The organism is Pelagicoccus sp. SDUM812005 (assembly GCF_031127875.1).
Taxonomy (GTDB): Bacteria; Verrucomicrobiota; Verrucomicrobiia; order Opitutales; family Opitutaceae; genus Pelagicoccus.
In genome coordinates, this window is record NZ_JARXIA010000004.1 from 235,712 (window position 1) to 262,296 (window position 26,585).

At 58.9% G+C, this 26,585-nt stretch carries 16 protein-coding genes; 9 read left to right on the forward strand and 7 right to left on the reverse strand.

Going from position 1 to position 26,585, the window contains the following annotated elements:
• The 4 genes from QEH57_RS07285 to QEH57_RS07300 all read right to left on the reverse strand — a co-directional run bounded on the left by QEH57_RS07285 (nt 1) and on the right by QEH57_RS07300 (nt 9,155).
• Nucleotides 1-2,739 (reverse strand): TonB-dependent receptor, encoded by a 2,739-nt coding sequence (locus tag QEH57_RS07285; RefSeq protein WP_309006044.1) that lies wholly within the window; start codon nt 2,737-2,739, stop codon nt 1-3.
• Between the two features lie 594 nt (nt 2,740-3,333).
• A complete protein-coding gene (locus QEH57_RS07290) occupies nt 3,334-4,278 on the reverse strand; it encodes a hypothetical protein (RefSeq protein ID WP_309006045.1) in 945 nt (314 codons plus the stop codon).
• Between the two features lie 126 nt (nt 4,279-4,404).
• Nucleotides 4,405-4,878: a transcriptional repressor gene (locus tag QEH57_RS07295; protein WP_309006046.1), complete on the reverse strand. Its 474-nt coding sequence runs from the start codon at nt 4,876-4,878 to the stop codon at nt 4,405-4,407.
• Between the two features lie 71 nt (nt 4,879-4,949).
• The gene (locus QEH57_RS07300; protein WP_309006048.1) at nt 4,950-9,155 is read right to left on the reverse strand and encodes a hypothetical protein; all 4,206 of its coding nucleotides are present in this window, start codon (nt 9,153-9,155) and stop codon (nt 4,950-4,952) included.
• 261 nt (nt 9,156-9,416) lie between these two features.
• Here QEH57_RS07300 and priA point away from each other — a divergent pair, with 261 nt between their 5' ends.
• Nucleotides 9,417-11,666: a primosomal protein N' gene (gene priA, locus QEH57_RS07305; protein WP_309006049.1), complete on the forward strand. Its 2,250-nt coding sequence runs from the start codon at nt 9,417-9,419 to the stop codon at nt 11,664-11,666.
• Nucleotides 11,667-11,784: 118 nt separating this feature from the next.
• On the opposite strand, the gene QEH57_RS07310 is transcribed toward priA, so the two are convergent.
• The gene (locus QEH57_RS07310; protein WP_309006050.1) at nt 11,785-12,924 is read right to left on the reverse strand and encodes a mechanosensitive ion channel family protein; all 1,140 of its coding nucleotides are present in this window, start codon (nt 12,922-12,924) and stop codon (nt 11,785-11,787) included.
• Nucleotides 12,925-13,252: 328 nt separating this feature from the next.
• Here QEH57_RS07310 and QEH57_RS07315 point away from each other — a divergent pair, with 328 nt between their 5' ends.
• The 4 genes from QEH57_RS07315 to QEH57_RS07330 all read left to right on the forward strand — a co-directional run bounded on the left by QEH57_RS07315 (nt 13,253) and on the right by QEH57_RS07330 (nt 18,884).
• Nucleotides 13,253-14,674, forward strand: coding sequence for a Mur ligase family protein (locus tag QEH57_RS07315; protein ID WP_309006051.1), 1,422 nt, complete (start codon nt 13,253-13,255; stop codon nt 14,672-14,674).
• 85 nt (nt 14,675-14,759) lie between these two features.
• Nucleotides 14,760-16,403, forward strand: coding sequence for a fumarate hydratase (locus tag QEH57_RS07320; protein ID WP_309006052.1), 1,644 nt, complete (start codon nt 14,760-14,762; stop codon nt 16,401-16,403).
• A 263-nt stretch (nt 16,404-16,666) separates the two neighbouring features.
• Entirely contained in the window at nt 16,667-18,283 is a 1,617-nt protein-coding gene (locus QEH57_RS07325) for a TrkA C-terminal domain-containing protein (RefSeq protein WP_309006053.1), read from the forward strand.
• Between the two features lie 70 nt (nt 18,284-18,353).
• On the forward strand, nt 18,354-18,884 hold the full coding sequence (locus tag QEH57_RS07330; RefSeq protein ID WP_309006054.1) for a hypothetical protein: 531 nt from the start codon (nt 18,354-18,356) through the stop codon (nt 18,882-18,884).
• On the opposite strand, the gene QEH57_RS07335 is transcribed toward QEH57_RS07330, so the two are convergent.
• The gene (locus QEH57_RS07335) at nt 18,881-19,789 is read right to left on the reverse strand and encodes a putative porin (RefSeq protein ID WP_309006055.1); all 909 of its coding nucleotides are present in this window, start codon (nt 19,787-19,789) and stop codon (nt 18,881-18,883) included. The two genes, QEH57_RS07330 and QEH57_RS07335, sit on opposite strands and share 4 nt — an antisense overlap.
• 357 nt (nt 19,790-20,146) lie before the next feature.
• Between QEH57_RS07335 and QEH57_RS07340 the strand changes: the two genes are divergently transcribed.
• From QEH57_RS07340 to QEH57_RS07350, 3 genes are all read left to right on the forward strand, one after another.
• The gene (locus QEH57_RS07340; protein ID WP_309006056.1) at nt 20,147-20,845 is read left to right on the forward strand and encodes a class I SAM-dependent methyltransferase; all 699 of its coding nucleotides are present in this window, start codon (nt 20,147-20,149) and stop codon (nt 20,843-20,845) included.
• A 548-nt stretch (nt 20,846-21,393) separates the two neighbouring features.
• The gene (gene hisC, locus QEH57_RS07345; protein WP_309006057.1) at nt 21,394-22,494 is read left to right on the forward strand and encodes a histidinol-phosphate transaminase; all 1,101 of its coding nucleotides are present in this window, start codon (nt 21,394-21,396) and stop codon (nt 22,492-22,494) included.
• A gap of 93 nt (nt 22,495-22,587) precedes the next feature.
• Nucleotides 22,588-23,919, forward strand: a complete 1,332-nt coding sequence (locus QEH57_RS07350; RefSeq protein WP_309006058.1) for a hemolysin family protein — start codon at nt 22,588-22,590, stop codon at nt 23,917-23,919.
• Nucleotides 23,920-23,957: 38 nt separating this feature from the next.
• Here the strand turns inward: QEH57_RS07350 and QEH57_RS07355 are convergent, their stop codons facing one another.
• A complete protein-coding gene (locus QEH57_RS07355) occupies nt 23,958-24,635 on the reverse strand; it encodes a DUF2293 domain-containing protein (RefSeq protein ID WP_309006059.1) in 678 nt (225 codons plus the stop codon).
• 241 nt (nt 24,636-24,876) lie between these two features.
• Here QEH57_RS07355 and QEH57_RS07360 point away from each other — a divergent pair, with 241 nt between their 5' ends.
• Complete coding sequence (locus QEH57_RS07360) at nt 24,877-26,568, forward strand: sodium:solute symporter (RefSeq protein WP_309006060.1); 1,692 nt, start codon at nt 24,877-24,879, stop codon at nt 26,566-26,568.
• The last annotated feature ends 17 nt before the right edge of the window (nt 26,569-26,585 follow it).

Here is a 26,585-nt window from a genome sequence, read left to right on the forward strand (position 1 = left end):
CTAGAACTTGATTTTGACGCCGGCGTTGATTGCCCAGTCGAAGAAGCGGACGCGAGTAGGGTTATCTCGACTGCCCAGGTACTGCACCATCGGCTCGTCGGTGATGTTTTTCCAGTCGAGATAGTAGGTGAAGCGCTCGTTCATCCGATAGGAGGCAAGGAGGTCGACCGTGGTGCGGGCTTGCTCGTATCCGTCCAAAGCGGCGCGGCTACCCACGGAGCTGAGTCGATCTCCGATGCGGTTCACGGCCAAGCGAACGTCTAGGTCTCCGATGCCGTAGGTGAGCTGGGCGTTGAAGAGCTCCTTTGCGGTGCCGATGAAGGGCAGGTCTTCTCCGGGACGATTGGGATAGCTGCCGGACGCATCGATCAAGGACAGGTTCGTCAGAAATCCCAGTCCGCTGAGATGCCCTGGAAGGAAGCTAAGCTGCTGCTGGTACTGAAATTCGAGTCCTCGCAGCTTGCCGCCGTCTCCCATGCCGGGACGCGTGAGCATGTAGCCGTCGTATTCTCCACCTTCGATCGGTTGGGTGGAGTTGAAGTAGAAGCCGTCGATGTTCTTGTGGAACAGTCCCAACGAAATCTGCCCAAGCGGCTCCAGGTAGTACTCGAGGCCTAGGTCGATATTATCGGACTCCGTTACCCGCAGGTCTGGATTTCCGTCGGAGATTTTTTGGTTTTCGTCGTCGATGCTGCGTACGGGCAACTGGCTGCGGTTGTTTGGTCGAGCCATGGTGCGGTTTGCTGAGGCGCGCAGCAGCAGGTCGTCCTTCAATTCGTAGGTAAGGTGCACGCCAGGGAGGGCGTTGCGGTAGGAGGAGGTGTAGGTGCGAGGAGTGACGGCCACGAGCTCCCCATCTACTAGCTCTAGCTCGTTGGCGGTTCCTTCGAAGTCGGTTTCCTCGACGCGCACGCCTCCCATCAACCGCATCCGGTTGAAGGTAGCCCCGCCCATGACGTAGCCAGCGAGCACGTCTTCTTGGTAGCTATTGTTGGAGTTGGCGATGAGGATATCGCTCCAATTGTCGTCCCTCAGAAAGTCTTCGGGATTCAGTTCGTAGAACTCGCGTCGGAATGCCTCGACGTCCATGTGGAGGTTTGGCTGCAGGTCGCTTCCAGGGCTTTGGCTGAGGTAGCGCGGATTGTCGTAGATGATGGAGAAGTCGCCGGCTGGCTTGTCGCCGGTGTAGTTCCAGCGTCCCAGGTAGTCGCCGCTGCGGTCGTGGTCTCTCGTCTTGAAGCGAAATCCCGTTTTAAAGTACGGATCGAGGCGTTCGTTTTGGAAGTTATAGCGATAGTTGGCGCTGACTGTGTATTCAACATCCTCGGACGGTTGTTGCGTGCGTTGAACGCGATCGTGCGAGTGGTTGGCGGGATCCTCTAAATCGACTCCGTTGGTGATGTCGATTTGGGGGAACCACGGTTCGCTGCGATCGTAGGTCATGTCCACTCCATTGACCCTCGAGTAAACGTAGAAGGTGCGCGGGTAGCGATTGGCGGACTTGGAGTAGGAGGCTGTCGCGTCGAACTGGGCGTTTTCGAATTCGTGCTCGATCTTTATAGAACCGATCTTGGTGTCGCTAACCGGGAAGCGATAGTGGCGATAGTAATCGAGACGACCGTCGACACCTTCGGCTCCTTCCGGCGTGATATTGCTCAACGTTCCGGTGCGGTAGTAGATATCATAATCTTTAAGCTTTCTATAGTTGTAGAAATAAGAGCCTCGCAGGGTGACAACTGTATCAGGCGTTAGCTGGAAGTCTAAGCTTCCGTTATAGCTGAGTTTCTTGGTGCCGTCTTCGATGCGATCCTTGAGGCGGTAAACGGTCATGCGATACTGGTCGTCGCTGTCTACGCTATATGAAAGCGTGGTGTCGTGATAGCCACGGTCCGAACCGTAAAAGTTGAAGGTGTGCATCATCCCGAGGCGTCCTTCGAAAAACTGGTCGCCGTAGGTGATCCCGAAATTCTGGTCGAAGTTCTGTTGCTGGTGGTTGAAGGCTCCCCCGATGTTGAGCTCGAGCAAGCGCGACTGCAGCTCGAAGGCGCGACGATTGACGAGGTTGACACTGCCGCCAATGGCATCGCCTTCCATGTCCGGAGTGACTGCTTTGACCATTTCTACCCGGGATAGGTTTTCGACGGAAGCGGTGCCTACTCCGGTCCGTCGGTCTCCGCCGGAATTCGTCATGCGTATACCATCGACTGTCACCGAATTGAACTCGGACGCGAGGCCACGTACTACGATACGGCTGGGCTGGTGGGTGCTGATTTCCGCATAGAAACCGGGCAGCACCTGCAGCGCTTCCCCGATGCTTCCGTCGCGGGCTCGAGCGAGGTCTTCAGAGGAAACCACGCTTTTAATATTCTCGGCGGTTCTTTGCAGGTTAAGCGCTTGGGCTTGTCCTGAAACCTGCTTTTTGACGACGAATCCCTCCAGGTCGGTGACCTTGGGCTCGATCGCAATTGTAATCAGGTCGCTCGTTTCCGAGCTTGATTGAACGGGAATCGATCGATTCTCGAAACCGAGATAGCGAGTTACGAGCGTGACTTCGCTGTCGGGAACGTTGGAGAAGGCGAAGCGGCCTTCTTCGTTAGTGAGGGCGTACAGTTCAGTGCCGTCGATTTTGACGCGCACGTTCGCGATGGCGTCGCCATTCATGGCGTTGACCACGCGGCCACGGATTCCGGCGTAGGCTTCAGCTCCTGTTAAGGAGCCTATGCTAAGTAAAGCGGCCAAAGCTAGAACCGTTTTTATACCGTACGTGATACGTAGAGTAGAATTGATGAAATGTTTCATGGAGAGGATGGACGGATTTTTATATTATTTTTCCGAATTGGTTGGAAGGGGTCGGTTGTTGCGGGCTGGGAATTCGGAGCAAGGTATAAATATCACCGTTGTATTAATGTAACGATGGCGTTGTTTCCTGTTGCAGAGTTACGTTTAGGAGGCGAATGGAACGATCGCGTGCCGGAAGCGTTATGGCGCGACTCTAAAGGGCAATGTATTCGGTAAACTACTACGCGTTCCTCGTGTTTGTCCCTTTGGAATTCGGTAGGTTGAATGTAGAAAGAACTACAAGTGCAGGGAATTGTTACCTATGTTTAGGTTCCACTCTGGGATCGGAAGGAGGCAGCGTTGTAACAATCGGCCTATTGGCCAGAAATGGCTCCGCGACCCGTGCGATCGCATTAATCGCTCGAAATTATGGATGCGTCGCATCGATGGACTCGCGTTAAGGCGAAACGTAAAAGCCTCCGCGGGGAACGGAGGCGAGCAGGAAAGTCGGAAAGGAGCGCGGGAGTTCTGAGTTAGGCTCTCGGCTTTTATATATTATAGCACGCTTTCTTCGGGGGGCGGTTTGGCTCGGTTGAGGCGCCAGCGGACGCTGAGGCCTACGCCGAAATCGCTGCCGTACTCTTCTTCTTCGATTTGGGAAAGGTCGTATTCGAGATCGAGGGTGATTTCGAAATGCCCAACGAGGCGCCGAAAGTAGGGAGTTCCTTCTGGGGGAAACCAAGTTACGCTGGGCACTATCTTGAGCCCGTCGTCCGAACCGCCGTCGAGCCGGTCGGTTTTGTATTCGAAGCTCAGTCCGTAGCGGAATTCGCCCTGCGGCTGGTAGATGATCCCGGGCTGGAAGATGGCGAGGGAGGGGGGATCGTCTACGGGAGTCCTGTTTTCTCGTCGGTCCTTGCCGACCCAGCTGTATTGGAACGTCGAATACGCGAGCCAGCGGTTGCGGCGGTCCAAGGCGTAGGCGGCGGTGAGGTAGGGCATGTATTGGTCGTAGCTTTCGCGCAGCAAGGGCGAGGGGATCTCTTCCAGGGGGATCTTGCCGTCGAAGCCGGCCGCGAGGGAGAAGCGTCCGTCGAGCATGTCGTCTATGCGTTGCTTCAGTCCGAAGGTGAAGTAGCCGTCGCTGCTGACCGCATCGCTGTCGAAGGGATTGGGGAGGTAGGGGATCAGGCCGATCGTACCTTCTCGCTTGTTGGTGAAGCTGTATTCGAATTCGATGGGCAGCCGCACGTAGCTTTCGTGCAGGAAGTCGCTTAGCTTCGGCTTGATATCGATGCTGAAGTCTGTGTCTTCTCCGGTGAAGGGCAAGGGCGCTTTAGATACGGACTCCAGGAGGTTGTAGCCGATCTTCTCGTGTTCAGGCAAGTCTTGGGCAGGTAGGCTTGTCGCGGGGATTGCGAGGATGCAGGCGATGGTAGCGAGCCAGAGGGGGCTGCCCGTTCGAGGGTGGTTGAGTCGAGGGTTTCTGGTTTTGAGCACAGCGTGCAAACGCATTTTGAGCGCCAACTGAGCGGGACTCGCGTAGCTCCCTTGCAATCTGGGACGAGTGACGCGGTGGGCCAATGCAAAGCGCCTGCGAAGGAGGCTTTTTGCACGGTGCGGTTGCTATTCGGGAACCTCGTTGCCCTTTTTGCAGACGCCGTTGGCTTTCAGTTCTTCGCAGGAGGCGGTGACTTGCAGGCGTTGGCTGATGGGGGTCAGTCCCAGCTTTCCGGATACGCTGCTGCCGTACCATTGGAGGAAGGGGGCGCTGATCTCGAAGATCTTTTGGCAGTCGTTGCAGATGACCTGGGCCTTGTGCGGATCTTCCTCCGTGTTGGGCATGTAGTACATCGTGCTGGAGCCGATGTCGACCTCGCGCACGAGGTTGCCTTCCACTAGGATGGGAAGGGAGCGGTAGACGGTGGCGCGGGACACGGTACGGTCGATTTCACGGGCCTTGTCCAGCAATTCCTCTGCGGTGAAGTGCGAGGTCTCCTTGAAGACTGCCTCGAAGATTGCCATGCGCTGCCCAGTCATGCGCAGGTTGTGCTTCACCAAGTAGCTTTTGAACTTTTCTCTGCAGTCGTCGATCGTCACTGGGCGAATCTCAATACGTTCTCAATAGCTGTCAATTGAGAATGTCTTGAGATTCGCTTGTTGCGGGAATCTTAGTTGCTGGGAAAAACGGGGACGACTTTGAAGAAGACGGCTTCCGTGCCGATGTCCACGGTGCTCTCGATGGATCCGTCGACCAGGGTGAATTCCTGGAACTCAGTCCAGGTTTCGAGATCGGGCGAGGTTTGCAGGCTCCAGACGTCGTGGTCGTCGCTCTCTATGCGGATGCGCAGCTGGCCGGGTTCTCCGGTGGCTTCGCTGCTTAGGGTGGCCTGGGTGGAAGATTCGAATACGGCGCTGACCGTGGTGTCGCCGTAGATGATGACGTTTGTGTTGGCTGAGCTGGCGGATTCCACGGATTCGCCGTTCCAGCGTAGGAACTGGAAGCCGTTTGGCGTTGCGGCCTCGATCGGGACTTCGGCTCCGAGCTCGAAGGTGCCGCTGCCGGCGCCGCCTTCGACGGTGAGTTCGTAGGTCTCGGTGATTTCGTAGACGGGAGTGAGTTGGTAGGAGTTGCTCAGGGTGAGGGTCTGGGTAGGTGAAGTGGGATCGGCGAGAGTGGCTCCCTCCCAGCGTAGGAAGGTGAGTCCGTCCTTTTCGGCGGGCGCTTCGAAGGAGACTTCGGTATTGCGGTCGTAGAAGCGTTCGAAGGCGTCGCGTCCGTCGGCTCGTTGGTTGCGGTCGGGATCGAGGATCTTGATCTCGGGCATGAGACCGTTGGCGGCGGGCGAGATCTTGAGGGACTTGATGAACTCGCTTTTTGCGGTGAAGTCGTATCTCAGGCGGACTTTGGCGCTGTTGAGCGTCACTTTGGCGCCGGTCGTGTTGATTTCGCTGCTGACGAGCAGGTCAGCGTTCACGGCGGGGCGGGTATAGATCAGGATGTCGTTGGGGTCCTTGTCGACGAGGACTCCGATGAGGGATTGGGATGCGGCGGAGGGCGAGGTTTGCTCGATCATCTCGCTGAGGAATTGGTAGACGGATTTCCAGGTGATAGCGCTTCGGGTCCGTTCGCTGTAGTGACGGAATAGATACGTGTGGCCATCTTTCTGCAAGCGAGAGAGTCCTGAGTGTTTGAATACAAGACTGTAGGCGTTGGCTGCAGGCGTGTCGGGATCTCGAGTCAGGTCCATCTCTGTGACTTCAAGGCCAGTGATGCGAAGGTTTTCCTCGGATTCTGGAAAGAGGTCGAGGTCGGCTAGGTTGATGCGGGCGACTTCGCCGGCGTTGATTTGGTCGATCGCGCTTTGGGGGAGTTCGAAGAGAACGGAGATCGACTGCTCGGATGGGTTTTCGTTGGCCTCGTTGAGGATAGCTTCCGCTACGGCGCTGATCTGGCTCTCGTAGACGGCTTTGAGGTCGCTGAATTGCTCGGAGGAAATTTCCGCTTGGTTCTGGTTGTTTCCGGCGAGCGCCACGATTTCGTCGAAGATGTCCTGCATGTTTAGGGTTCCTGGATAGGACTCGAGGCGGCGGTAGGCGTAAGCCCGCGACATAAAGTAGTGGTATTTGAGCAGGCGTTCTTCCGCTCGGGCGTTCATGTCGTCGAGGAAGCTTAGGGTCGTGGGGTCGAGTTTGTCTGACTCGGCGCCGATCTCAGAGTTGAGTTGGCTAATGATGCGTAGGCTGCGAGCGACTTGGATCGGTAGGATGGTAATCTTTTGCAGCAGTTCGGAGATCTGGGAAGCGAAGTCGCGTTTGGTTTCGTTGAGCTTGTCCAAGTCCTTTTTGAGGGAGCGGTATTGGGGGTGGTCGGCGAGGAGGCGTTGCATTTCCGCTTTCACGTCGGGATCGGCGGCCTTGTCGGAGAGCATGAGGCCGCCTACGTCCTGAGCGAGTTCGAGCAAGGGGCCTCGCGAGGCCTTGAGGGCGGCGCGGACTTCGGGGTCGTCGGCGAGGTCGCCGTCGCTGGTGTCGATGCCTCCCATCGCGCTTTGGGCCGCTTGGCCCTTGGGCAATGCGTTGCCGGCTGCGAATCCGGTGGCAGCGCCGGTGCCGACGTCGATGGCGTTTTCTTCCCAGGATTTGTTGGGGTCGATGTCGGCGGCTGCGGCGACGGCTCCGCCGGCGGCGCCGAGGGCGGGCTGGTAGACTGGGATCATCTGAGCGATCTTGCCGAGGGTGCGTGCGGCTTTCTTGGCGGCGGCGATGCGCTTGGCTTTTTTGAGAACTTCTTTTTCGACTGCTTTGATCTTGTTTATGACGCGGTCAATTTCGTATTGGAGCTCCTCGGCCTGCACGCGTACGCCAGGAATCTCTTCCACGGCATTACTGTAGGCTTCTCTGTCCTGGTCGATTTGGTCGAGCAGCTGCTCTCGCATCTTCTTCATGCCGTCGACCCGCTTTTCGATGCTGTCGGCTATGTTGCCCAGCCAGTAGTTGAGGTACATGACTCGCAGGGCGCGGTCGATTTCCTGTTCGAAGGCGGCGTAGTTGACTTCGAAGGACAGCATGGGAACCCAGCCGGCCGGGTTTCCGAAGAAGTCGAGGTTGTTGTCCAGCCGAGCTTTTAGGGTAACCATCTCGTCGCGGATTTCCTCGAGGGCGTCGATCCTTTCGGCCTCGAGCTGGTCCCAGCCGGGGCTGGCTTCCGCTTCTTCGAGGGCTGCCAGGTAGCGTTTCAGTTCGTCGAATACGAAGGTGATATGTCCGTCGAGGTAGGCGTCGCGCAGGACGATGAGTCCATAGCGGAGCGCTTCGGGAGAAACCCAAAGCGGTTCGCTTTCGGCTGCGATGGTGACGGAGCCAGCCGTTCCGGATCCGTTGGCGGCGGGTGCGGGCGCGTCGTCGCCGTAGCGAGTCCGCAAGGTACGCGGGTACCCGCTATTGGAGGTGGCTGAACCGTCCGGGATCCAGCCGTCGAGGATGGTGAATTTCAGTTTTTGGTTTCCGGACCAGACGTAGGCAGTTTCCTGGTAGTTGTTGCCCAGTTTGAAGCGAGTGCCGCGTCCGCCATCGGCGTCTGCCGCCATGTCGCCTGCGGCGCCGGGGCTGTTGTCGATATAGCCCCGGAGGTCTAGGTTTCCTCGAAAGTCCCCTCCGTCGCCTCCGCGACCCGGTCTTCCAGGTGAGGATGCATCGCCGCCTTTATGGGAGTTGGGCATGGTACTGCCCCAGGCGTTGTAGAAGTCGAAACTTGTTTTGGTTCGGGAGGAGGGGCCGTACTGGTCGGGGGCTACGCCTGCGTCTCCGGAAAAGGTGAGTTTGTAGGCGAGCAGGCCATTATAGCCACGTTCGGAGTAGACGGTGATGGCGTCGTTGTTGGATTTATCCGTCCCGTCTTTTCCGGGAGAGGCGGCGCGGCCTTTCCCGCCGCCAAGAAAGAAGCGTGTTTCGGTGCCGTCGGCGACGAAGGATTTTAGGTAGAGGGTGAGGTTGCCGCCGCGATTGCCGGCGTCGGCTTCGGACATGAATCCTGTTTCGCCTGCTGCGGGCGGGCGGACGCCGGCAGCGGGCAGGAGAGGGGTCGTGGAGAGGGTCGTGGTTTCGCCTTCGCCGTCCTCGAAGGTGAGGGTGAGGGCGTGGAGGGAGACGTCGGTTTGCGGGAGGTGGAGGCTATCGCGGATGATGAGGTGGTCGGCGAAGATTTCTAGGCGTTCGATGTTCTGGTTGGGGGAGGTGGCGGGGTCGTAGTGGATCTTTTCGAAGAGGCCATTGGGATGGTCTTTCTCCAGGATGATGGTGCGGCCGGAGATAGTGACGGCTCGCGTTTCGGGGCGATCCGCTTCGTTGAACCAGACCGAGGTGTCGCCAGAGGGTTCGCCGGCGGGCGTGGCGACTGTTTCGGAATAGGAAAAGTACTTGTCGTTTTCTTCGTCGTTGGGGAGGGGGGCTCCGGGCTCCAGGCCGAAGGCTTCCACTTCTGCGGGGAGCTGCTGAATCGGCTCGATATCGACTTCGGCTACGATCGGGGTGCCGTCTCCTATGGCGAGGAAGGCAATGGTGAAGACGCTTTCGTCCGTGGCTGCCGGGGTGAAGCTGAAGGTATCGGTTTCCTCGTCGAACGCGATAGGGCCATCGGGCATCTGCGACTCTGAAATGGACATGGTGATGGCCGGGTTTGCTCCGAGGGCCGAAGCGACGAGGCCGAACTTCAATTGCGTATTGCCTCCGTCGTACCAGATTCGCTGGGCGGGGACGTCGCTGATTTCGTAGACGGGGTAGTTGGTTTCGTCGGCGAAAGCGGCTACGCTGAGCAAGCAGGGCGTAAGGCCGAGGGAGAGGTATCTTACGAGGTGTAGGGAAGGGAAACTTAGCATCTTGGCGGACGTTGAGGAGAGTGCCGGTTGGAGGCGGGAGGATTCGGTAACAACTGCAGCTTTAGGCAGCCCGCTCTAGATAGCCTTTCTCAGGAGAAATCTTCAAGAATTTATACGTTTTTTACCAACCTAAGCGAATGCGCCTAGTGTTGGCATCCGAGGACAATTTTTTTCATTTCAGGAAGGAAGCGGCTCGAAGTCGTAAGGGGTGCCTGTATGGTACGCCTTTTTTGTCGAGGGGCGCTCTCGGCGTTCCTTCCTATGAGTCTTGATACGACAGTGGTTTGCGTGTGGCTGATGTCCGGTTTCGACCGGCCGCTGCACTATCGGCTGCCGGATTCGATGTCTGATGCGGCGCAACCGGGGTCGCTGGTGAACGTGCCCTTGGGGCGGCGCCAGACCATCGGGCTTATCGTGGAAAAGGGCTGCGAGCCGGACCTGCCGTTGATGCAACTGAAGTTGGTGCTCAACCTCGTGTATCCGACTCCGGTGATGACTCCGGCTTTGCTGAAGCTGGGGGCTTGGCTGCGCCAGTACTATGGGGCGTCGATCCAGAATGTATTGGAAACGATGATACCGGGCCCGGTGCGGCAGGGCATGCGGGCGAAGGAGGAGAAGTATGTCACGGCGGTTAAGGGCTTGGACGAGGCGGTGTTGCAGGCTTTGGAAAGGAAGGCGCCCAAACAGTTCGAGTTGTACCAGTTTCTGGCCCAGCAGTTCGCTCCGCAAAAGAAGAGCCTGGTCTTGAGTCGGCTGGGGGCCTCGCCTGCGGCGTATACGGGACTGCTCAAGAAGGGCTGCATCAAGGAGGAGGCCCGCAAGGTCGAGCGCGTGGCGTACGACGACGAGTTGGGCGACGTGGAGTACGCCTCCAAGCAGGAGATCGTGCTCAACGAGGAGCAACAGGCCTGCTACGAAGGCATTGCGGAAAGCGTGCGTGCGGGGAAGTTCACTACCCACTTGCTCTACGGGGTTACGGGGTCGGGGAAGACGGAAGTTTACATCGCTGCCATGGAGGAGGCGCTGAAGGCGGGAAAGAGCGTGCTGTTTCTGGTGCCGGAGGTGGCCCTCACGCCGCAAACGGTAGGGCGGCTGCGTTCCCGCTTCACCGAGCACAAGGATGCCCATGCGGTGGTGTGGCATAGCAGCTTGTCGGACGGAGAGCGGCTGGATGCGTGGATGGCTTTGGCGAACGGGTCGGCGCGGGTGGTGGTCGGCGCTCGCTCCGCGGTCTTCGCTCCCTTGCCGAACTTGGGATTGGTCATCGTGGACGAGGAACACGAGCCGGCTTTCAAGCAGGACGAGACGCCGCGCTACCATGGGCGGGACGTGGCGGTGTATCGCTCGTATTTGGAGAACGTGGTTTGCGTGTTGGGGAGCGCGACGCCGTCGCTGGAAACCTACCGCAACGTGAAGCTGGGCAAGTACAAGGAGAACCGCTTGACCAAGCGCATCGACGATCGCCAGTTGCCCATGATGCACGTGGTGGACATGCGGATCGAAATGATGCGTACCCGAAAACCGGTTACGATCTCTTCCTTGCTGGCGGAGAAGCTGCGGGATCGCTGGGAGAAGGGGGAGCAGAGCATCTTGTTCATCAACCGTCGCGGCTACAATTCCAGCATGCTGTGCAACGAGTGCGGCCACGTGGAGGAGTGCAAGCACTGCAGCATTCCGATGACCTTCCACCGCAGCGACAATACCTTGAAGTGCCACCTTTGCGGGCACGAGGCGGAGCCGCCTTGGCGTTGCCCCGAGTGCAAGAGCGACTCGATCCGCGGCAAGGGCAGCGGGACCCAGCGCATCGAGGACGTGGTGAAGAGTATCTTGCCGCGGGCGAATATCGTGCGGATCGATACCGATACCATGGGCAAGAAGCATCTCTTTCGCGAGATCTTGGGCGACTTTCGCAAGGGCAAGATCGACTTGCTGGTGGGGACCCAGATGATCGCGAAGGGCTTGGACTTTCCGAACGTGACCTTGGTGGGCATGGTGGACGCGGACCTTTCGCTGCACGTGCCGGACTTTCGGGCCAACGAGCGAACTTTCCAGCTGCTGGTGCAGGTGTCGGGGCGGGCCGGGCGTGGCGACTTGGCGGGCGAGGTAGTGGTGCAGACCTTTACGCCGCACGCGGAGCCGATCCAGTTCGCGCGGCGCGGGGAGGTGGATGCGTTTCTGGAGGTGGAGATCGAGTCGCGGGAGCAGTTCCAGTATCCGCCCTTCCGCCATCTGGTGCGGCAGGTTTTTCGGAGCCGCAATGGGGACAAGGCGATGTTTTTCGCGGAGCAGTTCGCCCGCAAGGTGGAGGCCCGCATGGGAGGCAAGATCGAGATGCGCGGTCCGACGCCGTGCTCGATCGAGAAGATGAAGGACCATTACCGTTTCCACATTTGGTACTTCACCCAGAACGTGAGCGGATTGATGCGGGAGCTGAAGGCGGTGGAGGCGGAGGTGCCGCTGCCCAAGGACGTGATGCAGATTTTCGACGTGGATCCGATGTCGGTAAGTTGAAAATCGCGTTCCCTCCATGCGAAGCGCAGAGCGCGGGTTGCAGAATGCATCGCCGAGCTTCTGCAAGCGATTGTAGGGAGGAGCTTAGAAGGCTGACCCTGCTGGCTTAAGTTCAGCGCTATGTCTCGGCTTCGCTTTTGGCGGAGAGCTTGTCGTAGATGAGCGGCTCGTTTTTGGTGAATGTGAGAGTGCGGTACGGGTATGGGATTTCGATGCCGGCCTCGTCTAGGGCTCGTTTTATGGCTTCGACGACTTCGTTGCGGCTCTCGCGTTGGTCTCGGGGCTTTGCGCCGGTCCACCAAGTAACGTCGTAGTCCATGGAGGAGGAGCCGAAGCCGGTCAGGAAGACGTCGATCGGCTTTTCCTTGGCAACGGATTCGCAGGATTCGACCGCCTTTTGGATGACGGTTCGCGCCTCGCCGACGTCTTCGCCGTAGGCGATCCCTGTTTCGACGGTCATGCGTCGTAGGTCTCTATTTGTGAGAATTCGTATCGGACTTTTGTATACGGTGGCGTTGGGGACAGTGACGAGCTCTCCGGTTGTGAGGCGGATGAGGGTCATTCGTATCCAGATGTCCTCGACGCGGCCCATAATATTTTCGGATTCGATTTCGATGAAGTCGTCGATTTCGAAGGGAAAACGCCAGAGTATCAGTATGCCGGCGAAGAAGTTTTCGAAGATGTCCCGGAAGGCGAAGCCGATGGCAATGGACATGAGCCCCGCGGTGCCGACCAGTTCGGCGAGGCCGAAGCTGGGGAAGATGATTCCGCAGGCGAGCATGATTCCCAGGAACCAGATGGCCACGTAGATGAGCTGCGCGAATAGGTCGGACAGGGATCGTCTAAGCTTCATTCTCCGGAAGATTCCCTTGGCGACCCGTTGGATGATGGAGGCGACGATGGCTGTGAGGACGAGCGCGACGAAGGCGATCGCTATCTGAGGCAGGCTGCGGATCGTGCCTTCGACGAGGTTTCCGACGGCTCGGGTGAAAGTCCGGATGGAGGAGTCGAGAGCGGGACTGCCGGTGTCCGGAATGGCTCCTTCGATGCTCTGGCTGATACGGCTGCTGGTTTGGGGCGGGGCGGGCTCTTCGGTCGCTTCCGCGGTGGACGCTTCGATTTGGGCGCCTGGTATCGTGATTACGAGCGGCTCCTGTTGTGGGTCCTCTTCTTGTGCAGCTAGGCAGGTGAAGGAGATGGCTGCGAGCGCAGCGAGGGCGATGTGGCGGAGGTAGAGGAGGGTTAGGGGCGTTTTCATGGTGACATTGAGGTAGCAGGACTGGCGCCGACCTGAAAATGGCAGCCGAGACGCGGTTTTGAAAAAACCTCAGGAAATGAGTTAAGCTACTCAGCGATCGGCCGTTTATTATAGGCAGACGAGCTTATGGCTCTTCTAAACGACTCTCTCCCACGGAGCCCCGAGACTTTGGTTGGTCTTGGGGCTTCTGTTTTTTGGGGGGCTGACGCGGCGTTTCGTGCCTGTGTTCGTAGGGAATCGATCTTGCAATGCGGTCGCGGGCTGAAGCTCCGCGCTACGGGATTTTTTAACGTCGCATTTCGGGCGGGCATCTTTTCACATCGCGGCCATGCGGATCTATTTTTTGGGGATTGCGGGAACGGCTATGGGCAATGCGGCCCTGCTTTTGCGGGCCATGGGACATGAGGTTCTGGGCTGCGACCAGGCGATCTATCCGCCTATGAGCACCCTGCTGGAGGAGGCGGGGATCGAGATCATGCAGGGCTACAGCGTGGAGCGCTTGCAGCGCTTGGCTCCGGAATTGGTGGTCGTGGGCAATGCCTATTCTCGGGGCAACGAGGAGGTGGAATTTTTGTTGGAGAGCCGCTCCATCGAATACACGTCCTTGCCGGAGGTCTTGCGGCGATTCGTGCTGAGCAAGCGTAACAATATTGTGGTGACGGGCACGCATGGGAAGACCACCACCACGGCGCTTGCCTCCTTCTTGCTGGAGCAGGCGAGCCTGGATCCGGGGTACATGATCGGCGGGGCGCCTATCGACCCGGCTCGCGGGTGGAGAGTGGGCTACGAGGGCGGGCCCTTCGTGATCGAGGGCGACGAATACGACAGCGCCTTCTTCGACAAGCGCAGCAAGTTTATCCACTACCAGCCGAAGATCGTTATCTTGAACAATCTGGAGTTCGACCATGCGGACATCTTTCGGGACTTGCAGGATGTGAAGCGCACGTTCTCGCACCTGCTGCGCTTGGTTCCGAAAAGTGGATACGTGCTGGTAAATGCGGACGACGAGAATGCTCTTTCGCTGACGGGGCTCGACTTTACGACGGTTTATCGTGTCGGTACGGCCCATGACGCGGACTTGCGTATCGAGAATTACGAGACGACGGAGCAGGGGTCGCGCTTCGAACTGGTTTGGCAGGGGAAAGCTTGGGCCTCGATCGAGTGGGGCATGTCGGGACTGTTCAATGCTCGCAACGCGGCGATGGCGAGCTTGGCGGCGGCCTTGACGAGCGGCTCGGTGGTGGATTTCGATGCGAGCGCTTTGGCCCGCTTTCGCGGAGTGCGTCGCCGTCAGCAGCTGCGGGTGCAGCGCGAGGACCTGACGGTGATCGAGGATTTCGGGCATCATGCCACGGCGGTGCGCGACACCTTGTCGGCCTTGCGTAGTCGCTTCAAGGATACGCGAATCGTGGCCTGCTTCGAGCCGCGCAGCAACACCTCGCGCCTGGAGATGATGCGCGCCCCGACCATCGCTGCTTTGCAGTTGGCGGACCTAGCCTACATCGGCGCAGTGAAGAGCCGTAACAGCGCCGGCGTGGAGCTGATGGATACGGGCTCCTTGGCTGCCGACTTGCAGGCGGCGGGCACGGAGGCGCGGGCCTTCGAGAGCAACGAGGAACTGTTCGAGGCGTTGCAAGGCTTTGCGGCCCGGCAGGAAGGCAGGACGCTGGTTATCTTTTTCACCAACGGCTCCTTTGGCGGAGTGATCGAACGCTTCGTGGCGGAGTGCGGGCAGGAAGACGGCGGCTGATTTTCGGTATCAGTTTCCGTAATGATAAGCGGAACTTATTATCCTGCGCTTGCGGTATTGGGCTCGGCGCCTACGGTTCGCTGCCATGGCTTCTCCAGAATTCAAGTACCAGCCGATCATAGAGCTAGGCGCTGACGATACCGAATACCGTCACCTGACCAACGAGTTCGTTTCCGTCTCCGAGTTTGACGGCAAGGAAATCTTAAAGGTCGAGCCAGCGGCTCTGACCTACTTGGCCAAGACCGCGATCCGCGATGTCTCTTTCATGCTCCGTCCGGCTCACTTGAAGCAAGTGGCGGCCATCCTCGAAGATCCGGAGTCGTCGGAGAACGACCGGCACGTGGCCTTGACGCTGTTGCGCAACGCCGAAGTTTCCGCCCAGGGCGTATTGCCGTTTTGCCAGGATACGGGCACGGCCATCGTGATGGGCAAGAAGGGCCAGCAGGTCTGGACTGGCGGCAACGACGAGGAAGCGCTCTCCAAGGGGATCTACGAAACCTACGCCAAGGAGAACCTCCGCTATTCGCAGACGGCCCCGCTCTCCATGTACGAGGAGAAGAATACGGGTACGAACCTGCCGGCCCAGATCGACCTCTACGCGACCGAAGGCGCGGAGTACAAATTCCAGTTCCTCTGCAAGGGGGGAGGTTCGGCCAACAAGACCTACCTTTACCAGGAGACGAAGGCCTTGCTCAATCCGGAGCGCTTGGAAGCCTTTTTGGTCGAGAAGATGATGAGCCTCGGCACGGCTGCTTGCCCGCCTTACCACCTTTGTTTCGTGATCGGCGGCACTTCGGCGGAGGCGAACCTCAAGTACGTGAAGCTGGCTTCCACCAAGTACCTCGATAGCATGCCGACTTCGGGCAATGCCTTGGGCCGCGGGTTTCGCGACGTGGAGCTGGAGGAGAAGATCCTCGAGCGGGCCAAGGAGTGCGGCATCGGAGCCCAGTTCGGCGGCAAGTATTTCGCTTTGGACGTGCGCATCATTCGCTTGCCGCGCCATGGAGCTAGCTGTCCGGTGGGCATCGGCGTTTCCTGTTCGGCGGATCGCAACATCAAGGCCAAGATCAACAAGGACGGCCTTTGGGTGGAGCAGCTGGAGGGCGATCCCGCTCGGTTCATTCCCGACGCGTTCAAGAATCAGGCGGAGGCGAAGGTGATCGAGCTCGACCTCGATCGGCCAATGAAGGAAATCCTGGCGGAGCTCACCCAGTATCCGGTGCAGACGCGACTTTCGCTCAAGGGCACCATCATCGTGGCCCGCGACATCGCCCACGCCAAGCTCAAGGAGCGCCTCGACAGGGGCGAGGGGCTGCCGCAGTACGTGAAGGACCATCCGATCTATTACGCCGGCCCGGCCAAGACGCCCAAGGGCTTGCCCTCCGGTAGTTTCGGACCCACTACGGCGGGTCGCATGGATTCCTACGTGGAGCAATTCCAGGCGGCGGGCGGCAGCATGATCATGCTGGCCAAGGGCAACCGCAGCCAGCAGGTCACCGATGCCTGCCAAAAGCACGGCGGTTTCTACCTTGGATCCATCGGCGGTCCCGCGGCTATCTTGGCCAAGGACAGCATCAAGAAGGTGGAGCTGGTGGAGTACGAGGAGCTCGGCATGGAGGCGATCTGGAAGATCGAAGTGGAGAACTTCCCGGCCTTTATCCTCGTGGACGACAAGGGCAACGACTTCTTCCAGCTGATCCGCAAGCAGAACGTGAAGTGCGCCAAGTAGCAGGGCGCGATGAAGTTACCGCGTTGGCATGAGTCGCCGCGCGGCGGACGCAACGTTGGGAGCCGGGGGGCCGACCCCCGACGGCTCGCTCGGCGAGCGAGCCCTACCTGGTGAGCGAGCCCTACCTGGGGAGCTTTTTTGGTAATTAAGGAGTTAAAGGTATTTATTTTCTTCCAGTGGCCGTGGCTTTCCGGTACAAGGTCGAATCGTGGCGAGGCTCGTTCCCGATTGGGAAGCGGCTGAGTGCGTAAACGATCCGGAAAATGAATACGTTCGAAATCATATTTGATAACGCGTTGATCGTGTTGTTCTTCGTAGTGGGGCTTGGCTTGTTGCTGGGTAACTTGACGATCAAGGGGATAGGCTTGGGGAGCTCGGGAGTGCTTTTCGTCGCCCTGCTGGCGGGCCATCTCGGCCTGAAGATTCCGGCAGGAGTGGGGAGTTTCGGCTTGGTCTTGTTCGTCTACTGCGTGGGCATCGGAGCGGGGCCGCGGTTCTTTCCGGCTTTGGCCCGCGAGGGTGGCGGTCTGGCCAAGCTCAGCTTGATCATCGTTACTCTGGGAGCTGTGACAGCCTGGGGCTTGGGACGCCTGTTCGAGCTGCCGACGGATTTGACGGCAGGGCTCTTCGCGGGAGCGCTGACCAGCACGCCCGCCTTGGCGGCGGCATCGGAAGGCACGAAAGTGTCGGCGGAGGGGGTGGCGATCGGCTACGGTATCGCTTATCCCTTCGGGGTGATCGGGGTGGTGCTCTTCGTGCAGTTGCTGCCCAAGTTGCTCAAGCCCAAGGATACGGAAGCGGTCGTGGAAGCCGACAGCGCCGAGAAGGAGGTGCAGCACGTGCTGGTGGAGGTTTCCAATTCGAACTTGGTGGGAATGAAGATCGGCGACGAGAACCTGTCCCGTTTCGGCTGCCAGGTTTCGCGGGTGATGAAGGAGGGGCGTTTGGTTCCCTTGAACAGCGAGGACGAGTTTTGTCTGGGGCAAAACTTGATGCTGGTCGGCCGGTCTCGCGATATCAAGCTGGCCACCGACTTCATCGGCAAGAAGAGCGAAGCGAGTTTCGTCATGGATACGGAAAGCGAGCGGGATCGCCTGGTGGTTTCGTCGAAAGCGGTAGGCGGCAAGCTGCTGCAGGAGATCGGCTCTCTGCGTAACTTTGGGGTGGTGGTCACGCGTATCGAGCGGCTGGGGCAGACCTTCGTCCCCACCCCTGAAACGCGGATCGAGGTGAACGACGTTCTCACCTCCGTAGGGCAGTCGGACGGGCTGAAGCGTTTCGGCGAGTTGATCGGGCATCGTCCGCAAGCCTTCGACCAGACGGACCTGATCTCGCTGGCGGTCGGACTCAGTTTGGGGATCTTCTGCGGAATGGTGCCGATCGCCCTCCCGGGAGGCGATCCGATGACTTTGGGCTTAGCGGGCGGTCCGTTGTTCGTGTCGTTGGTTCTTGGATACTTCGGGAGGATCGGTCGCGTGGTCGGATACATTCCGCGTCCGACGCGACTCCTGTTGCAGGAGTTGGGCTTGGTTCTCTTTTTGGCCAATGCTGGCATCGTGGGCGGGGCGAGTTTGGGGGAAACGGTCTCCAAGTACGGGGCGACTGTGTTCGTGACGGGAGGGTTGATCACGCTGGTTCCCTTGTTGGTCGCTTACGTTTTTGCCCGCAAGGGTCTCGGGCTTACGCAGCCGCAAACCTTGGGCGGCATTTGCGGAGGCATGACAAGCACGCCGGCGCTGGGGGCGTTGACGGCTTCGAGCCATTCGCAGCAACCGATCGTGTCCTACGCGACGGCCTACCCGGTGGCCCTGATCATGATGACGGTGCTCGCCAAGGTCTTGATCCAGCTGATGGGAGTAGGCGAAGCGGTGGGGATGTAGTTCGTCGCGGAGTCCGGGAGTCGCAATTCGCGCTTGCCAAGTTGGGGGCGAAATCTTTCGAACTTAGGGTATGCCGATCTACGAGTTTTATTGCCCAGAGAACAACACGACTTACTCCTTCCTCGCCAAGTCGCTCTCCTACGGCGACAAGACGCCGCGCTGTCCGGACAACCCGGAATTTCCGATGCGGAAGAAGGTGAGCAGCTTTGCCTTCGTGGGGAACGCCAAGGATCCCGCCGACGCGGATGCGCTCGACGATATCGACGACGCCAAGATGGAAAAGGTCATGGCCGAGCTGGAGCGGGACATGGCTGGCATGGACGAGGAGAATCCCGACCCGAAGCAGATGGCCCACTTGATGCGCAAGATGACGGCTTTGACGGGGGAGAAGATGCCGGAGGAGATGAACGAGATGATCGGTCGCCTTGAAGCTGGGGAAGACCCGGAGGCCCTGGAGGAGGAGTTTGGCGATGCCCTCGACGGCCTGGACGATCTCGGTTCGGAAGATACGGCGGCGGGTAGGCTTCGCAAGCTGCGTCGCCGCTTGCTGGGCAGCAAGCGGGACCCGAACTTGTATGATATGTCTGAATACTGCGACTAGAAGCGCAGCCCGATCTTAGCCTGGACGGCGGAGTCGTCGTCGTCGCTCTCGAAATTTCCGCTAGGGCCTATCGATGGATAGCTGTAGGGGAGTTCGGTGTAGGTGTAGGCGAACCCGACGAAGGCTGAATCGGTTAGGAAATGTTGGAGACTCAATTCAATGCTGCGGGGCTTGCCGCTGTCGGGAAACTTGAGTTCGGCAGAGAAGGCGGTTTGGGGCGAGAGGTGGTACGAGCCCTTGAGCTGGAAGGAGATATTGTCGTCTTCGAAGTAGGTTGCCTTAAGCGTGTTGTGAGCGATGCCCGCTTCCAGACCGAACCAAGTTTGATTCCCGAGATCCCACAGCCGCTTGGTGGCGACTTTGACGCTGTAGTGGTCGTATTGGCTAAACTCCTCGAGAATCAAGGATGTTCCGACGCTCCAGGTGTCCTGCAGGTAGTAGGAGTAGCTGATTCCGTAATTGAAGGTTTTCTCCTCAATTCGCTCGATCACGTTTACAGGAAAACCGTTTTGGTAGCCAAAGGAGGGAAATAGGATGTCATTCTTTTCGTAGCCGAAGGCGAACGAATAGGAGTGGGGGCTGGTGGCGTTTCGGTGGTTGTAGGCAAGCGTGTACATGTTGCTATCGATTTGATAGCCGAAACTGTACTCTTGGTCTTTATAGGCGGTGGCGAGAGTCAGGTCGGAGATGCGTTCCGTAAACGGAATTTCGGCCCAAGGACTGGAGGTTCCATGCGTGATGGGAGTGAAGAAATAGCTAAGTCGCGCTCCAATCACAGTGTTTGAATGTCTCTCGGATTCGCCGACGATTAGGTCTGCCTCCCAGTCGTAGGCAGTCGCTGTTTGGGCGAGGGAGAGTAGGGCGAGCGCGGCGCTCGCTGCGGAAGAGAGGATGCGGGAGGGCATGTGTTTCTTTGGTCTGTCGTATGCTGAGTAGGTATTCGTCTCATGCTTTCGCTTGAACAATAGTCAAGCTCAGGGGTTCTACTTAGCTGCGCTTCTTCCTTGTCAAGGTGCCAGCTTTGCTGCCTTTCTCTTCGGGTAATGAAAAACGCAGCCGCCAGTTCACTCGAAACAGGAGCCCTTCTCGGAAAGGGCGCTTGGTGGCGTTGTTCGAAGGTTTGGCGATGGCGAAGCTGAGAGCTTAGCCTGTCTTGTTTGTCGCTGAACCTGCTATCCGCCGAATGGAAGCAGGTTTTTTTGTATCCAGAATAGGGCGCCGCAAAGGGCGGGCCCACCTTAACTTTTCGAACCGTTTTTGTCATGTCTCAGAATCTCTTTGAACTTCAGTCTATCTATTTCTTTGGCCGTCCTTATGCCGAACTCCTCAAGTGTTTCGGCTTAACGGAAGAGGCGCTGGTGGGGAGGTCCGTACTGGAATGCCCCTCGGGTCCGTCTTCCTTCGTGGTGGAGGCCAATGCGAGGGGGATCGACGCGGTCGGCGTGGATCCGCTCTTTTACCGCAGCCCCCAAGCCATTCGCGATCTGGCTCAGGCCGATTTCCGCGTAATGTTCGACCGGGTGAAGGCGGCGTCGGACAAGTTCGTGAAGCGGACCTACGCGAGCGTGGAGGAGGCGGAGCGGATCCGCCGAGATGGCTTGGAGCGTTTCTTGGCCGACTACTCCATCGGCAAGGCGCTTGGCCGCTACCGGGAAGGATCTTTACCGTATTTGGATTTTGAGGACAGATCCTTCGACGTAGCGCTTTGCGGACACTTGTTGTTCATCTATGCGGATATGCTGGACCTTGAGTTTCACCGAGCTGCCTTTCGCGAGTTGTGTCGGGTGGCTCGGGAGGAGGTGAGGATTCATCCGATCGTGGACAACGGGAGCGATCGCTATCCGCATTTGGACGAACTGCGGCAGCTGGCGGATTCCCTGGGCTTCGATTCGCGTATCCAGGATGTGGATCACGAGTTCTTTACGGGGACGAATCGGACGTTGGTTTTGCGGCGCCGCTGAGGCTGGAGCTCGTGCTGCCGAGTCGGCAGAGCTTGTTTTCCCGTTGGGGAAGGAAACGCTTTGCCGGACCTGTTTTTGCAGCCGCGGGGTTAGGAACTAGGTTGCGCGGGAAGGGCAGTAAAGCCCGCGTCCTACGTGGGCGTTCAGGTAGGGGCGAGGTTTACTCCTCGTCCCGCGGCGCTGGTTTCGCGATCAAGCATCGTGAATCTAGGAAAGGAATCTTGGACAACGCTTTAGCTTCCGGTCTTACCCGCGCGTGAGTCGCCGAGTCGCGGCACGGGGGAAATTTTTCGACGAAAAAAGGAAACAGAAAAAATGTTTCCGAGTCTCATTCAGTTATAGCAGTTGTTCGTTCTACCACACAGATCCAAGTGGTCAGAACATATTTTTCTGGTGTGGATTTGAGGAACCCCAGAAAACTAGAGGAGGGCCCGGGCGGATGGGGATTCGCCCGGGTTTTTCTGTGTCTGGATTCTTCCGTGGGACGGAGCGGGGGGCGGCGGTATTTTCGCTCGATCTCGCGTCGGGAAATTGCCTGAATGCGGCCCATGTCGATCCCTTATTCCGATCTCGTTAAGCCAGAACTCCTCTCCCAGCCCATCTACCAGCCGGGAAAGCCTATCGAGGAAGTTGCCCGCGAACTGGGGCTTGATCCGCTGGGAATCATCAAGTTGGCCTCCAACGAGAATCCTCTCGGCGCCTCCGAGGCGGCGATCGAGGCAGGCAAGGCGGCCATGGAATTGGTGGAGATGTATCCAGACGGTGGATGCTTCGAGCTCAAGAAGGCCTTGGCGGCCAATCGCGGACTGGCTCCGGATCAATTCATCGTCGGCAACGGTTCCAACGAGGTCCTGGAGATCGTCGGCCACGCCTTGCTCGGCCCGGGCGACGAGGCGGTGATGGGCAAGGGCGCCTTTATCGTCTACAAGCTGGTGAGCCTGCTCTTCGGAGCCACTCCGGTGGAAGTGCCGATGCGTAACTTCACCCACGACTTGGATGCCATGGCGGCCGCGATCACGGAAAAGACCAAGGTCGTCTTCCTTCCCAGTCCCGACAATCCCAGCGGGACGGCCAATACGGAAGCGGAGATCCGGGCTTTCGTGGAAAAGTTGCCGGAGCACGTGCTTTTCGTTTTGGACGAGGCTTATGCGGAGTACGTGGACAACGCTCCGGACCTGCGGGATTTGATCGCCGCGGGGAAGAAGGTTTTTTGTACGCGTACCTTCTCTAAGATCTATGGCCTCGCGGGCTTGCGTGTCGGCTACGGTTACGGCTCGCCCGAGTTGATCGCTTTGCTCAATCGGGCTCGCGAGCCGTTCAACGTCAATTCGATCGCCCAAGCGGCTGCGGTGGCAGCTCTTGGTGATCAGGAGTTTGTGTCGGATTGTCGCGCGGCCAACGAGGTCGGGCGCCTGCAGCTGGAGACCGGCTTCATGTCCCTAGGCTGCGAATACATTCGCAGCTTCGCGAATTTCGTGACGGTTAAGGTAGGGGACGGGGTGCGTTGCTTCGAGGAGCTGCAGAAGGCGGGCGTGATCGTGCGTCCGCTCGCTCCCTACGGGATGCCGGAGTGGGTGCGGGTGACCATTGGCCTGCCGGAGCAGAACCAGGTGGCGCTCACGGCGCTCACTTCGTTCTTGAAATCCTAGGGGCAGGGGCAGCATCTTAGAGTTCCTGCCGGAAAGCGCTTGCCGTTTTCCAGAGTGCGAGTCTTTCGCGGCAGCGATTCTCTAGATACAGCAGTGTACACTTATACAGCTTCGGAACTTACCACCTGCGGAATTGGCGCCGCGGTCCTCTTGGCCTTGAACGCTATCTTTGTCGGGGCCGAGTTCAGCCTCGTGAAATTGCGATTCACGAGATTTGGCTCAGGCCGGATGAAGGAAGCCCGCGAGTCGGAGCGCATTGCCGGCTTGTTGGAAGACATGAGCTCCAGCATCAAGATGCTGCGCATGGGGATCTCGATGTTCTCCATCGGAGCGGCATTTTTGATCCTGCCTTTGGCGTATACGTTCACCACCCGCATGGGCTGGGCCTTGGGCTATGAGCTGCGCGTCTCGATTGGCATCACCCTCTTGTTCGCGGTGGTGGCGCACTTCGTTCTGGGCGAGCTCGTGCCGCGAGCGGTCGCCTTGCAGCATCCGGTCAACATGATCCGTTGGGCGTTGCCGTTCGTATTGGTTTTCCGGGTACTCAGCCGGCCGTTGTCGGTGGTGATGAATTTCCTGTCGGGCATCGTGCTCAAGGCGTTTCGCCTGGACCCGAACCTCGACTTGGACCTGCTCGACGTGCAGGCCCAGATCCGTTCGCTGGTGGTGGAAGGGGACGAGTTGCCGGCGCTGTCGGAAAGCATCGTCAACAACGCCTTGGAGCTGCGCAAGCGGGTGGCTCACGACATTATGATCCCTCGCAACCAGTTGCGCTATATCGACTTGGAAGATTCGGCGGCCGAGCAGTTCGAGATCGCCCGCAAGTCCGGCCACACGCGTTTCCCGATTTGCAACGGGGACTTGGACAACTGCGTAGGGATCGTGCACATCAAGGACGTTTTTCGCAGCGGCCAGGAGGGGATAAAGATCAATTGGGACAAGCTGAAGCGCCCGATCATCACCTTTTCCATGGACGAGCCGCTCGAGGTCGTGCTTCAGCGTTTCTTGAAGACCCGCAAGCACTTCGCCCTGCTCAAGGACGAGTTTGGCGGCACGGTGGGAGCGGTGACTTTGGAGGACGTGCTCGAGGAGCTCGTCGGCGAAATCCAGGACGAGTTCGACAAGGAGGAGAAGCTGGTGATGGAGACGGAGGGCGGCGTCTACGAAGTGGATGGCCTGACGGCGCTGCACGATTTGGCCGACGAGATCGGCATCGAGCTGCATGCGGACGAAGTGTCCACGTTTGGTGGATACATCACCTACGAGCTGGGACGCATGCCGAAGCTGAACGAGGAATTCCGTATCAAGGATCTGGAGATCAAGGTCATCGCGGTCGACGAGCGACGCGTGCTGAAGGCGGAGGTGAAGGTCGTTTCCGCGATGCCGGAAGTGCCGGTGGAGCCGCCCGAGCCCGCTTCTTCCTAGGCGCTTGCGAGCGAGGCCGAAGGGCGATTGCCCCCGTTTCAGTCGGCCAGCGCTTTTTGCAGCGGGCAGCATTGCGGATCGGCATCGCGCCCGCGGCGATAGTTTTCGAGCAGGGCTTTTGATTTGGCTGCCAGGCGGCGGCGGACTTCGCGGCGCTCGCCTTTGACGCGGGCGATATGCATGTGGTCGTAGGCGGTGGTTTGGTGCCGCATCCAGGCGATGGTGGCGGCTTCGGCCCGCTTTTCGATAGGGATGCGTTGGGTGCGAGCTACGGTGCCGCTGCCCACGGGCACGGCGTGCTGGGCGATACGGGTCGCCATCTCCTCGGCGAGGGCGTGGTAGCGGGAGTGGAAGTTGAGGAAGTTGATTATCTCGTCGCGAAACTCGATCGCGTAGTTGGCCTCCTGCTTGGCCCGTCGCTCGCGGCCGGCCTGCAGGCGCTTCTTGTAGGCGGGGTCTTGGCGTTCGATGAGAAGCTTGAGGCGGTTGATCTCGATGGTTTCCTTGTCGGCCCAGATTCCGAGGGAGATGACGCGGCGACCGCGCTTATCCTTCACGGTCCAGGTGGGGCCGGCGGCTTTGACGCGGCGGGTCAAGGCCGCGTCGCCTGGGGCGAGGAGCTCCCAGTGCTCCGGCACGACGAGGATTTGCCCTTCGCGCGAAATCACTTTTCGAGGGTGGGAATGGGGGCGGACTTCGCGGGTTTGTTCGGGCATCGGATCTTTGGTTTAAGTGGGCGCGGCTTCTGGGATGTGGAGAGTTCCGGGCAGGTCAATCCTAGCTCTGGGCGGAAGGGCGCTTTCCGTTCTACTGGTAGGATAAGACTCTGGATGGGGTCGCTATTTAACAGTTGAGGCTTTCGGCGCTTTTCATTGGATCTCGATCTGTCTCCTTGTTGAGCTTGTTGCCTGTCGAGCTTCTTGCGGCTGGCGATTCACCCCGTCCCACATTGTTCCTATGAATACCCTCAGCACCCTAGACTGGGCGATCGTCGCCCTGTATTTCATCGTGATCGCGGTCATTGTTTGGCGGGCGTCGCGCAAGCAGGAAACTTCGGCCGACTACTTCTTGGCCGGGCGAAACATCGGCTGGTTCGCGGTGGGAGCTTCGCTCTTCGCTTCGAACATCGGTTCCGAGCACATCGTGGGGCTAGCCGGCAACGGGGCGACCAGCGGCATGGCGATGGCTCACTGGGAGTTGCATGCGTGGCTGATGGTGATGCTCGGTTGGGTGTTCGTTCCCTTCTACTACCGTTCGGGCGTCTTCACGATGCCGGAGTTTTTGGAGCGTCGCTTCAACGCGACGGCGCGTTGGATTCTATCCATCGTTTCCTTGGTGGCCTACGTTTTCACCAAGGTTTCGGTCACGGTCTATGCAGGCGGCATGGTGTTCGGCGTTATCTTGCCGGATACTTTCGGCAGCCCGGAGAATGCGTTTTGGGTGGGGGCTTTGACCACGGTGGCTCTGACGGGGATCTATACGGTGATCGGTGGGTTTCGAGCGGTGGTCTACACCGACGCGATGCAGGCTCTGACCTTGCTGGTTGGTTCGGCCTTCATCACCTGGATCGGTCTTTCCAAGCTGGGCGGCTGGTCGGAGCTGCAGGCGGTGGCCTCGAGCAATGCGCAAAACTTCTCGCTCTGGCGCCCGAACACGGATGCGGACTTCCCTTGGCTAGGGGTGATGATTGCGTCGCCAATTATTGGCATTTGGTACTGGTGTACGGACCAGTACATCGTGCAGCGTACCTTGGCGGCCAAGAACCTCCAGCAGGCGCGGCGCGGCGCGATCTTTGGCGGCTTCCTTAAAGTGTGGCCGGTATTCATTTTTCTCCTACCTGGCTTGATCGGGTATGCGCTTTTCCAGAAGGGGCTGATTGAGCTGCCGATGAAGGAGGGGCCGGACGGGGCTCCGGTCGTCGACGGGGACGGAGTTTTCGCGACGATGGTGACCAGCCTGCTTCCTCCCGGATTGCGCGGCTTGGTGGTCGGTGGCTTGTTGGCGGCTTTGATGAGCTCCCTTTCGTCGCTCTTCAATTCCTGCGCCTCGCTTTTCACCATCGATATCTACGAGAAGCTCCGTCCCAACAGTTCGGAGCGCAAGCTGGTCAACGTGGGTCGCATCGCGACGGGAATCGTGGTGGTGCTCGGAGTGCTTTGGATCCCGATCATGCCGATGATTTCCGGCGGCGGTCTTTACGTCTACTTGCAGAGCGTGCAGGGCTACCTGGCCCCGCCGATCACGGCCGTTTTTCTGCTCGGCCTTTTCTTTCCCCGAATCAATGGCAGGGGGGCGGTGGCGGGTTTGAGCATTGGCTTCTTGCTGGGCATGTTGAAGCTGACCATCCAAGGCTTGGTGGGAGCGGGATTGCTGCAGGGCTCCGCCTTTTTGGTAGCGATCGGCGAATATAATTTCCTTTTCGCTACCGGCTGGCTGTTCGCGATCAGCGCTATCGTGGTGGTGGTCTTCTCCTTGACCAGCCCCGCTCCGAGCGCCGCGAGCTTGGAGAACTTGACCTACCGAACCCTGAGCCCGGAGAGCAAGAAGGAGACGGAGGACGGAAAGGGGGCCATCGACTACATCGGTTCCGCTGTGGTTTTGGGATTGGTCGCCGTCATCTACCTGTACTTCAGCTTCTGGCTGAATTGAGGGAGCTCCTAGCGCTC